This window comes from Thalassococcus sp. S3, assembly GCF_004216475.1.
Taxonomy (GTDB): domain Bacteria; phylum Pseudomonadota; class Alphaproteobacteria; order Rhodobacterales; family Rhodobacteraceae.
Genome location: NZ_CP022303.1, coordinates 1,376,701 through 1,388,269, shown reverse-complemented (window position 1 = coordinate 1,388,269; position 11,569 = coordinate 1,376,701). Strand labels below are relative to the sequence as shown.

Sequence of the window (11,569 nt, the reverse complement as noted above, 5' to 3'; positions counted from 1 at the left end):
ACGGTGCTATGCGTCTGATCGCCCCGTGCCTTGCCCCGGATGTTGCTCCAAACGTGTAAATCGCTTACCCCTCCGGTCAAAAACACAAAGGGACAGCGCTGATGTATCGTGTTTGGACATTCCTGACCAATTACTCTCTCTTGCTAATTATTGGCGCCGTCATTGCGCTTGTCTGGGCGAATATCGATGCGGAGGGATATCATCATTTCGTCGAATTCGTGATCTGGGATCATGCGCCCATCGGACATTACCATCACGGTCACCGAACGCTGACACTTCATTACCTTGTAAACGACGTGCTCATGGCGCTTTTCTTTGCGATTGCGGCGAAGGAAGTGTGGGAAGCCGTGATCCTCAAAAACGGCTCACTTCGGGGAAAGAAAGCGGCGACGCCACTTTTCGCAACAGCGGGTGGCATGTTTGGCCCGATCGCGGTCTATCTTGGTCTCGCGGCGCTGCTGGGATCGGACACCTATAACGCTGTCGCCAACGGCTGGGCCATTCCGACGGCCACGGATATTGCATTCTCCTACCTTGTCGGACGGCTGGTTTTCGGCGCAGGTCACCCCGCGGTGCGCTTCCTTTTGCTGCTGGCCATCGCCGATGATGCGGTCGGGTTGATCATTCTCGCGGTCTTTTACCCTTCGGGAGAGCTTGCGCCGGTCTGGCTCCTCTTCTCCTTTGGGGCCGCGTTGCTGGTCTATGTTCTCTTCAACTGGCTGCCGCGCACGCTGGATCGGGGCAATCAGGCGCGCCCTAACTCGACATGGGTGCGTAAGAAGCTGCACTTCCTGCCCTATCTGGTGGGCGGATGTGCCAGTTGGTACGGCTTCATGATGTCAGGCTTGCACCCGGCGCTTGGTTTGTTGCCGATCGTACCGACAATCCCGCATGCCGACCGCGCCTTTGGCATCTTTTCCGGAGCGGAGGCATATCTGACGGATCTTCTCAATCAGATCGAACACGCGCTGAAGCACCCGGTCGAGGTTATCCTGTTCTTCTTCGGACTGCTGAATGCCGGTGTCGAATTCAGCTCGATCGGTGATGCGACCTGGCTTGTGCTGGCCGGACTCCTTGTCGGCAAACCGGTGGGCATCCTGATCTTTGGCTGGGTTGCGGCAGTGCCCCTGCGACTGGGGATCCCTCAAGGTATGCGGATCGTCGATCTTGTCGTGATCGGCTGCGTTGCGGCAATCGGATTTACCGTATCCCTTTTCGTGGCCTCGGTCGCGTTCGATGCAGGACCGGTGCAGGATGCCGCCAAAATGGGGGCGTTGTTCAGTTTTGCCGCAGCCCTTGTCAGCTTTGCCGCGGGAAAGGTGTTCAAGGTCGAAAAACAAAGCGTTTAGGCGCCCCTGGCGCAGGGCCGCTCGTTCATCGAACGCAATGTACAATTCTCTTCGATTTAGACATAATATGGCCCAACTCCGCACGTAAACGGTTAAGACACCTCTGTTAAGAGAGACCGAACCGGACCTTTTTATGATCGCGGGTGCAGCGCAGCGCCGGAGCTTGGATGCTAGAGTTTGTCAATGTCAGCAAGTCCTTCTGGACGGGCACCCAGCGAAAGGTGATCCTCGATGGTGTCTCCTTCCGGGTGGAACTTGGCCGCTCGATGGGCATCCTGGCGCCGAACGGGACCGGCAAGACCACGCTGATCAACATGATGGCCGGTCTGGAAAAGCCCGACGAGGGCGAAATCCGGCGCAGTTGCAACATTTCCTTCCCGCTCGGCTTTATGGGGGGCGTTGTCTCGAAAGTCTCCGCGATGGAGAATTGCCGGTATATCGCCAAGCTCTATGGTCTTGACCCTGATTATGTGGAGGCGTTTTGCCGTTGGTTGTGCGGTCTGGAAGAATATTTCGACCAGCCCCTGGGCACTTATTCGGCGGGCATGCGGGCCCGTTTCGCCTTTTCGCTGATGCTGGCGCTTGATTTCGACATCTATCTCATTGACGAGGGCATGCCCTCGACGACAGATGCCGAATTCAATCGGAAGGCAGGGGCCATCCTGCAGGAAAGACTGCGCACCACGACGATTGTCATCGTCTCGCATCAACCTCAGACGCTTGAGAAGTTCGCCCGCTCTGCGGCGGTTTTGATGAACGGTCAGCTCTATCAATTCGATTCCTTGGAAGAGGCGAAACGGCTTTATGACTACGAAACCCAAAGCTAAGAAGTTTCGCATCCGCCGAGTGACCGAGGCTGGCTCCGCCACGCCCTCGCCTGCGGAAATGCGCGCGCAGACAACACAGCGCGGCGCAAACACGCCGGAACAACCAAAGGCCGCCACACCACGCCCGGTTCCGGGACCGGGCCCTTCGGAAGAAGCGAGCCTGCGCGGACAGGTCATGTCCTCGGAGGAGGTTCGGGGGGCCACCGACATTGACGCGATCCGGCGCGAGGGTCTCACCGGTCGGCAATTGCGCATGGCGCGGCGCGTGGCCCAAAAGCACGGCCTGCCTGCCACATCCGATTTCGATGCCGTGCGGTTGTTGCGTGAAAAAGGGATAGACCCCTTCAAACGCGCCAACATGCTAGAGCTTGTCGTGCCGCAAGCCGGTGGCGAGCAGCACGAGGGCGGTGCGCCGGATGCCTTCGCGGGTCTGCCGGCCCAGCCTGGCGGCGCGGGGTCCGCGCGGGTTCAGTTGCCGCAAACCGTGCCAACGGATCGGCAAACCTTGCCCTCGACGGATCTGAGCCCCTCTGAACAGCGCAACCGCGAAATCAGTCAGATCCAGCAAGACATCGCGAAACGTCGCCGCAGGAAGCTCGGCCTGCTGCTGACGCGGCTGTCCTTTTTCGTGTTTCTGCCCACCTTCATCGCGGGTTGGTATTTCTATGCGGTGGCAACGCCGATGTATGCCACCAAGTCCGAATTCCTGATCCTACAGGCGGACAATGCTGGCGGATCGGGCATTGGTGGTTTGCTCAGCGGCACGCAATTCGCCACCAATCAGGACGCGATCGCCGTGCAATCCTATCTCCAGTCCAAGGATGCCATGCTGCGGCTCGACAACGATGTCGGGTTCAAGTCGCATTTCACACAGGAATGGATCGACCCGATCCAGCGGCTGGGCACCGATCCCACGAACGAAGAGGCGTACCGGACCTACAAGAAAAACGTGAAGATCGGCTATGATCCCACCGAGGGGGTCATCCGCATGGAAGTCGCCGCCGCCAACCCGCAAGTCGCGGCCGATTTCTCCGAACGGCTGATCTTTTACGCCGAAGAGCGCGTGAACAATCTGTCGCAGAAAAAGCGCGGCGACCAGATGCAGGACGCGCTGGAGAGTTTCGAACTCGCGCAGGATGAACGCCGCGCGGCGCAGGAGCGTCTGGTGGACCTGCAGGTTCAGGGGGCCCTGCTGGATCCGGAGGCCGCCATTGCCAGCATCCGCAGTCAGATCAATACGATTGAAATGCAATTGCAGGAAAAACAGCTGCAATTAGCAGCGCTTCTTGACAATGCGCGCCCCAACCAGTCCCGCGTGGATGGCGCGCGCGCGGATATTCGGCGCATGAATGCCCTTTTGGCGGAGTTGAACACACGGATGACCGATGCCAGCAAGGGCGAGAATTCCCTGGCCTCGCTGTCGGTGCGGATCCAGATGGCGCAAGCCGATCTGGCCAGTCGCGACATGCTGCTGCAATCGGCCTTGCAACAGGTCGAACAGACCCGCATGGAGGCCAACCGCCAGGTCAGATATCTGGAAACATCCGTGATCCCCGTTGCCTCGCAAGAGCCGAGCTATCCAAGGGCCTTTGAAAACACCATCTTGGCATTCCTTGTCTTTGGCGGCATTTACCTGATGATCTCGTTGACCGCATCAATCCTGAGAGAACAGGTAACCTCTTGATGAAACATGTTGCTGTGGCCGATTTGAACATCGGCAATGATCGCCCCCTGACGGTGATCGCAGGGCCCTGCGCCTTGCAGACATCCGACCACGCCCAGATGATCGCAGGCCACATGAAAGAGGTGTGCGATGCGGTCGGGGCGCAGTATATTTTCAAGGCGTCCTACGACAAAGCCAACCGCACCTCCATCTCAGGCCCGCGCGGCATGGGGCAGGATGAGGGACTAAAGGTCCTCTCGGATGTGGGAAAGGCCGTGGACGTGCCGGTTTTGACCGATGTGCACGCGCCCGATCAATGCGTCCCGGCAGCCGAAGCCGTCGATATGCTGCAAATTCCCGCCTTCCTCTGCCGCCAGACCGACCTCCTGCTTGCGGCGGGAGAGACGGGTGCGGCGGTCAACGTCAAGAAAGGCCAGTTTCTGGCCCCCTGGGACATGCCCAACGTGATCTCCAAGATCGAAAGCACCGGCAATACCCGTATCCTGCTGACCGAACGTGGTGTGTCCTTTGGCTATAACACCATGGTGGCCGACATGCGGTCACTGCCGCAAATGGCCCAGACCGGTTATCCCGTGGTGATGGACGCGACCCATTCGGTGCAGCAACCCGGCGGCAAGGGCGGCTCGAGCGGAGGGCAGCGGGAATTCGCCCCGGTCATGGCCCGCGCTGCCGTGGCCATTGGCGTTGCCGCCGTGTTCATCGAAACCCACGAAGACCCCGATACCGCGCCGTCGGACGGACCGAACATGATCCCGCTCAGCGACATGAAGTCCCTCATTGAAACATTGATGGCATTTGACGGGCTTGCTAAGGCAAACCCTGTTCGCATTTGACCCACTCTCAGTAAAAAGAGATCTTTCCAGATGACCAAACCCGCCCCAGAGGTGACGCCGAACACGTGGGAATTCCTGCGTGATGCGATGATCAAACCGACAGGTTTTCGTGAATACGACGCCCGCTGGCTCTATCCAGAAGAGATCAATCTGCCGGGGATGACAGCCCTCGGCCTGGGCCTCGGCACCCAGATGCACAAGCGCGGCATCGCGCCCGTCATCGCTGTCGGCAACGACTATCGCGACTATTCGCTTTCGATCAAGAACGCCCTGATCCTGGGCCTGATGCAGGCTGGCATCCATGTCAAAGACATCGGCCCGGCCCTGTCGCCCATGGCCTATTTCAGCCAGTTCCATCTGGACGTTCCGGCGGTGGCGATGGTGACGGCCTCGCACAATCCCAATGGATGGACCGGTGTGAAAATGGGCTTTGACCGCCCTCTGACACACGGCCCTGACGAAATGGGAGAGCTGCGCGATATCGTGCTGGGCGGCGAAGGCGTCGCCCGGGATGGCGGTAAGTACGAATTCGTCGATGGGGTGAAAGAAGCCTATCTTGACGACCTTGTCGGCGATTTCAAGATGACCCGCCCGCTCAAGGTTGTCTGTGCAACCGGAAACGGCACGGCCTCGGCGTTCGCGCCCGAGCTTTTCCGCCGTTTGGGTGTGGAGGTTGTCGAAAGCCACAATGCGCTCGACTACACGTTCCCCAACTACAACCCCAATCCCGAAGCCATGGAGATGCTGCATGACATGGCGGCCTCGGTGAAGGCATCGGGCGCGGATCTGGCGTTGGGCTTTGACGGCGACGGGGACCGCTGCGGGGTTGTGGACGACGAAGGCGAAGAGATCTTCGCCGACAAGGTGGGCGTGATCATGGCACGCGACCTCGCCAAGCTTCATCCCAACGCGACCTTTGTGGCCGACGTAAAGTCGACCGGCCTGTTCGCCTCTGATCCGGAATTGCAGAAACACGGCGTAAAAGCGGATTACTGGAAGACCGGCCATTCCCACATGAAGCGCCGCGTGAAAGAGATCGGCGCGCTGGCCGGCTTTGAAAAGTCGGGGCATTACTTTTTGGCTGAACCCATCGGACGGGGTTATGATTGCGGCATGCGCGTCGCGGTCGAGATCTGCAAGCTGATGGACCGCAATCCGGACATGTCGATGTCGGACCTGCGCAAGGCACTGCCCAAGACCTACTCCTCACCCACCATGTCCCCCTATGCCGCGGATACCGAGAAGTACGACATTCTGGAACGCCTCGTGGCCAAGCTGGTGGCCAAGCACGAGGCCGGCGAGACGGTCGGCGGACGCGCGATCAAAGAGGTCGTGACGGTGAACGGCGCCCGCGTGATCCTGGAGAACGGCGGATGGGGCCTTGTCCGCGCCTCATCGAACACGCCAAACCTTGTCGTTGTCTGCGAAAGCCCGGAAAGCGACGCAGAGTTGCGTGCGATCTTCGCGGATATTGACGCGGTCATCCGCACCGAGCCCGATGTGGGCGATTACGACCAAACGCTCTGATAAACCTGATTGCCCCTTGGGTGATCACAATGTTTCAGAACGGCACGGACGTTGTAAGAGATGTCTTTTCTTCGTCCGTGCCACCATACGCCGAGAGACACAGTTTCGGTCCAAGCACAGGCATGCAGATCGACACCCAATGGGAGCAAGCCTGCGGGCTGAACGGACGCCTGCCCTCGCGTGTAATCAGTTCCCACCGAGCAGACCGCGAAGCCCCTGCTTCAGCTCATTCTCCAGGCGATCCTTGATCGCTTCTTCAACGTTTTCGCCATCTTCGATCTTTCGATCCAGCTCTTCCTCAAGCTTCTGGCGCACCTCGTCCCTCGCGCGCTGTTCGGCATCGTCGCGCACGGCTTCGACCCTGCCGTTGACATCGAGTTGCAGCGCCTCGCTCAGATCAGGCACGATGCGGGGGCCTGACCACGGCCCCCGAATGCGGATCGGAATGGCCAGGCCCTGGCCCGAATTCACCCGCAATGCAATCGGTGTGAAGAGATAGTCGATATCCTGTGCTCCGATACCGATGCGGCCATCCCCTTCGGCCCGAAAGTTCTTGAGCAAAAGCTCAAGGTCCCTGTTGACCAGATTACCGCCGTCCATCGCATAGGTCGCATTGAAACTGTCGAAGACGGTGGTCCCGCCCTGACCGTTACCGGTGCGCATGAGGCGATCGAGGTCGATCCCCGCAATGACGCCATGCCCCATATTGACCGCGCCGCTGCCGGACAGGGATTTCATGATCGCGTCCATCGATTGCCCCACGCCGAGAAACTTCAGGCTGGCATTGGCCGCGCCGGAAAACCGCTCGATCCCGGCGGTGTCTTTCAGGAATTGCTCCATCGCGATGTCAGCCGCCGTCAGATTGCCGCCAACAGAAAGGCCGCTGCGGTTATTGGCCACCAACTCTCCCGCCACCTTGCCGCCGAAAACGTTGACCTCCGTCATCTCCAGAACAGCCCGCGCACGATCAAGCCTCAGCGTCAGGCGAGACGGCCCAAGCTGGAAATCCCCGGTGTCTATGCTCTCGGCTGCAAGTGCTATTGAGCCGTTCATCAGCGCCAAGGCGCTGGCATCTATCGGCGCCGTCGACCAGCCGGACCCGGCGGCCGCGTCATCTCCTCCGCCCGATCCGTCCGCGCCGCCGGTCGCCGCGGAAAGGTCAAGCGCGCCCGCTTTCAGCTGTGCCGTCACCTGCGGCACGTCTCCGCCCAGCGCGAGGTCTGCAGCACCGGTTAAAGCATTCTGATCAAGACCCAGCGCCAGATCCCGCAGGGCAACGCGCATGTCGCGGGTTACCGTCAGTTCCGCCGTCATCTCGGCCCGGCGGCCAAGTCCTTCGGGCAGTTCCACTCCGCCGATCCCCAGAGCCCCCAGCATCTTTGCCGTGTCCGAGGCGCTGAGCGTCACACGCCCGGCCGCATCTCCGCTGGTATTGGCCCGGCCGGTAAAGTCGAGCGCACCGCCCTGTGTCTCCACACGGGCGGTGATCGGCGCCACCTCGCCCGCGATCAGGGTGTGCACGTCCGCGACACGACCCGTCGCGGCCACGTCTTCCCCGGCGGGCCGAACCACCAGGGTGAAATCCGCGGGACCGCCGGGATCGGGCCAGGTCAGATCCAGATCCATGCCCCCCATGTCAAGCGGGGCCGCCCCTTCTGCCGTGTAAACGATGCGCGCGTCGCTGATGCTCAGCTTGTCGAGGGTCACGCCGGCAAGGCTGCTTTGGCCAGCGCTCCCTCCGCCCCCTCCGGCTGCGGGCACCCCGCTTGTCTCGAACTGCCAGTTCCCGGTGCCATCGGCCCGTGCGGAGAGACGCACAACCGGGCGCACCGCCTCGATATGGCGCACTTTGATCTCACCGCCGATCAGGGCGCCGGCATCGACCCCGATTGCCAACCGCTCCGCCTGGATCATCGGTTCGCGTCCCGCCCAGACGGCGTTGGACATTTGAACGGGTCCCGTCTCCACACCCAGAACTGGCCAGAACGTCAGGCCCAGCCCGCCGGTGAAGGTCACGTCGCGCCCTGTCTGGGCCCGGATCTGATCCGCGGCAATGGCGGCAATCCGCTCCTTGGGAAGAAAGAGCAACGCGCCCGCCGCGATCACCGCGACCAGCACCACCACACCGATCAGACGAAAAATCCAACGCATCAACGCCTCCACTGCTCTTTTATGAACAGCTTACCCTGCGTTGCATATCACGCAACCCAAACGGGGTTTGCCCTTGCGCCGACACTGCGTATATGCGTGAGCATGAGCACCAATCCACCCGACCTGCGCCCCGATCTCGCGCCAGCCGCCCGCCTGAGCGAGACGCGGCGCGCCGACCAGCCCACCATCGGCATGGTGTCCCTTGGCTGTCCCAAAGCCCTGGTCGACAGCGAACGCATACTGACAAGGCTGCGGGCCGAAGGATATGGCATTTCCTCGGACTATTCGGGGGCCGACGCGGTCATCGTGAACACATGCGGCTTTCTTGACAGCGCCAAGGCCGAAAGCCTGGATGCAATCGGCGAGGCCCTCGCCGAGAACGGTCGCGTCATCGTCACCGGCTGCCTGGGCGCCGAACCCGATTACATCACCGGTGCGCACCCCAAGGTGCTGGCTGTGACAGGACCTCACCAATATGAACAGGTCCTCGATGCCGTTCATGGCGCCGTACCGCCCGATCCCGACCCGTTCGTGGACCTGTTGCCGGCCTCTGGCGTCAAACTCACCCCGCGCCACTACAGCTATCTCAAGATTTCAGAAGGCTGCAATCACAGCTGCAAGTTCTGCATCATCCCCGACATGCGCGGCAAGCTTGCATCGCGTCCCCAGAAGGCCGTCTTGCGCGAGGCGGAAAAGCTGGTTGAAAGCGGGGTTCGCGAGTTACTTGTGATCTCGCAGGATACATCCGCCTACGGGACCGACACGCGCAGCCGCGAAGAGGCGCGCCAAGGGGGCGATGCAGCGTTTCCAATTCTCCCGCTCGCGCGGGCGCTGGGTCAGGTCGAGGCCTGGGTCCGGCTCCACTATGTCTACCCCTACCCCCATGTGCGAGAGCTGATCCCCCTGATGGCGGATCCGGAAAACGGTCTTCTGCCCTATCTCGACATTCCCTTCCAGCATGCGCATCCGGACGTATTGAAACGCATGGCACGCCCTGCTGCCGCCGCGCGCACACTGGACGAAATCGCGGCATGGCGCGCGATTTGCCCTGACATCACGCTGCGTTCCACGTTTATCGTCGGCTATCCCGGTGAGACGGAGGCGGAGTTTCAGACGCTGCTTGACTGGCTGGACGAAGCGCAGCTCGACCGGGTCGGCTGCTTTAAATATGAAAATGTCGCTGGCGCCCGCTCCAACGCCCTGCCCGATCACGTCCCCGAAGACGTCAAGCAGGACCGGTGGAACCGCTTCATGGCGAAGGCCCAGACCATTTCGGAGGCGCGCCTTGCCGCGAAAGTCGGCACCAAGCTGCAAGTCATCGTCGACGACATCGACGCCGACTCCGCGACCTGCCGCACCATGGGCGATGCCCCGGAGATTGACGGCAACCTCTTCATCGACGAGGGGTTCGAGGCGCTTTCGCCCGGTGACATTGTGACGGTGGAGGTTGACGAAGCCGGGGAATACGACCTTTGGGGCAAACCCGTTTCCCTCACGCGATGACGGCCAGGGCAGCGTATATCATATGCGCCACACCACGCAGCGGCAGCACATTGCTCTGCCGTCTTTTGGGCGCAACAGGCGTCGCCGGCCATCCACACTCCTACTTTCACCGATCATCGGTGGAAGATTGGGCCCGTTTTCTCGACATCGAGATTGACGGGACCGCCAGCCAGGAAGAGACCTTGCGCGCCGTTCTGGCGGCCGCAATCAAAGAGGGATCGGGACAGACCGATATGTTCGGCCTGCGTTTGATGCGAAAGAGCTTTGATTTTTTTATGGACCAGCTTGATCTGGTGTATCCGGGCTATCCCAACGATGTCGCCCGCATCGAAGCCGCGTTTGGCCCGACACGCTACATCCGGTTGACACGCGCCGACAAGGCGGCGCAGGCCGTGTCTGTCGTAAAAGCAATCCAGACAGGCCTTTGGCACAAGGCGCCGGACGGGACAGAAATCGAACGACTCTCGCCGCACCAGGAGCCTTGCTATGATCCAGCACTGATCCAACAGCATTACGACGCGTTTCAGGCGTCCGACGATGCATGGGCGGCCTGGTTCGATCACCAAGGGCTGCAGCCGCTCCACATCACGTATGAAGCGCTTTCAGCCAATCCGCTTGCGACCGTCGCGCGGGTTCTGAGATATCTCGGGCGGGATCCCGCAGCGGCGCGGGAGTTGACCCTACCGGTTGCGAAACTTGCGGATGCAACCAGCCAAAGCTGGATAGACCGATTCAAATCGGAACGCCTTGGCGGTCCAGGCCCTCAAGATGGAACGACCCGGCCTGTCTAGGCCCAGGCCGCCAAACCGTCATTTTGAAAGGTCGCACGACGCATCTCGCGCCGGTAGCCGTGATAGTCATTGATCGCATAGTGCTGGGTCGAGAAGTTATCCCAGATCACCACCATATCCGCGGACCAGCGCAGGCGCAGGCAGTGTTCCGGCAGCGCGCAATGCGCAAAGATCTGCTGCAGGATCGGTGCGCTCATCTCCTCGCTCATCCCTTCGATACGAAGCGCATAGGTCGGGTTCACATAGAGCCCCTTGCGCCCGGTCACCGGATGGGTCAGCACGGCGGGATGCCAGCGCTCGACATCCGCTTCGGGGTCGCCGCGGCGCGTATTGCCCTTCATCGCCTGCTCTTCCACTGGAGGGGCCCATTTGACACCGTAAGGTTTGCCCACATGGGCCACCCGGCGACCGTCAAGAAGCATCTTCAAAGGCTCCGGCAGAGAGGCCCAAGCCGCTTGCTGAGAGCAAAACATCGTGTCACCCCCATAAGGCGGGATCTCCAGCGCCGCCAGAACCGACCCACCCGGCGGATGCGCAAGAAAGCTGAGATCGGTGTGCCATCCACCGCCAAACACGCCGGTGCGTTCTTCGGCCTCTTTCACGATATAGGTCATTTCGGGATGCTCGGGCGGCCCGGGCGCGTAGGGGTTCACCGCAGGCTCGCCAAATACTCTGACCAACGCGCGATGCGCATCCACACCAATCGGCTGATTGCGCAGGACAATCACCAGATGCTCCGCCAAAGCGGCCCGCAGCCCGTCCGCAAACTCAGCCGAAGGCGCATTCAGATCAATACCGGTAACCTCGGCCCCGAACACGCCGGTGATCGGATGACACTGCATCGTCTCCCCCTATGTTACCGGATAAAGCTGGAGACCGCCCGCACCACTGTCAAGCCATCCCA

9 protein-coding genes are annotated in these 11,569 nt (G+C 60.9%); 7 read left to right on the top strand and 2 right to left on the bottom strand.

Features of this window, described 5'->3' with window-relative positions:
• Positions 1–101: 101 nt before the first annotated feature.
• The 5 genes from CFI11_RS06990 to CFI11_RS06970 all read left to right on the top strand — a co-directional run bounded on the left by CFI11_RS06990 (position 102) and on the right by CFI11_RS06970 (position 6,220).
• Entirely contained in the window at positions 102–1,349 is a 1,248-nt protein-coding gene (locus tag CFI11_RS06990; protein WP_130404404.1) for a Na+/H+ antiporter NhaA, read from the top strand.
• Positions 1,350–1,516: 167 nt separating this feature from the next.
• A complete protein-coding gene (locus CFI11_RS06985; RefSeq protein ID WP_130404402.1) occupies positions 1,517–2,176 on the top strand; it encodes an ABC transporter ATP-binding protein in 660 nt (219 codons plus the stop codon).
• The gene (locus CFI11_RS06980; RefSeq protein ID WP_130404400.1) at positions 2,154–3,860 is read left to right on the top strand and encodes a capsule biosynthesis protein; all 1,707 of its coding nucleotides are present in this window, start codon (positions 2,154–2,156) and stop codon (positions 3,858–3,860) included. The genes CFI11_RS06985 and CFI11_RS06980 overlap by 23 nt, the downstream gene beginning before the upstream one ends.
• Entirely contained in the window at positions 3,860–4,693 is an 834-nt protein-coding gene (gene kdsA, locus CFI11_RS06975) for a 3-deoxy-8-phosphooctulonate synthase (protein ID WP_130404398.1), read from the top strand. Before CFI11_RS06980 ends, kdsA begins: the two co-directional genes overlap by 1 nt.
• 30 nt (positions 4,694–4,723) lie before the next feature.
• Positions 4,724–6,220, top strand: a complete 1,497-nt coding sequence (locus CFI11_RS06970) for a phosphomannomutase/phosphoglucomutase (RefSeq protein WP_130404396.1) — start codon at positions 4,724–4,726, stop codon at positions 6,218–6,220.
• A 186-nt stretch (positions 6,221–6,406) separates the two neighbouring features.
• On the opposite strand, the gene CFI11_RS06965 is transcribed toward CFI11_RS06970, so the two are convergent.
• Positions 6,407–8,371: an AsmA family protein gene (locus tag CFI11_RS06965; protein ID WP_130404394.1), complete on the bottom strand. Its 1,965-nt coding sequence runs from the start codon at positions 8,369–8,371 to the stop codon at positions 6,407–6,409.
• 102 nt (positions 8,372–8,473) lie between these two features.
• Here CFI11_RS06965 and rimO point away from each other — a divergent pair, with 102 nt between their 5' ends.
• The gene (rimO, locus tag CFI11_RS06960; RefSeq protein ID WP_130404392.1) at positions 8,474–9,874 is read left to right on the top strand and encodes a 30S ribosomal protein S12 methylthiotransferase RimO; all 1,401 of its coding nucleotides are present in this window, start codon (positions 8,474–8,476) and stop codon (positions 9,872–9,874) included.
• The gene (locus CFI11_RS06955) at positions 9,871–10,665 is read left to right on the top strand and encodes a Stf0 family sulfotransferase (protein WP_130404390.1); all 795 of its coding nucleotides are present in this window, start codon (positions 9,871–9,873) and stop codon (positions 10,663–10,665) included. The genes rimO and CFI11_RS06955 overlap by 4 nt, the downstream gene beginning before the upstream one ends.
• Here the strand turns inward: CFI11_RS06955 and CFI11_RS06950 are convergent.
• Entirely contained in the window at positions 10,662–11,507 is an 846-nt protein-coding gene (locus tag CFI11_RS06950) for a TauD/TfdA family dioxygenase (protein WP_130404388.1), read from the bottom strand. The two genes, CFI11_RS06955 and CFI11_RS06950, sit on opposite strands and share 4 nt — an antisense overlap.
• Positions 11,508–11,569 lie beyond the last annotated feature (62 nt).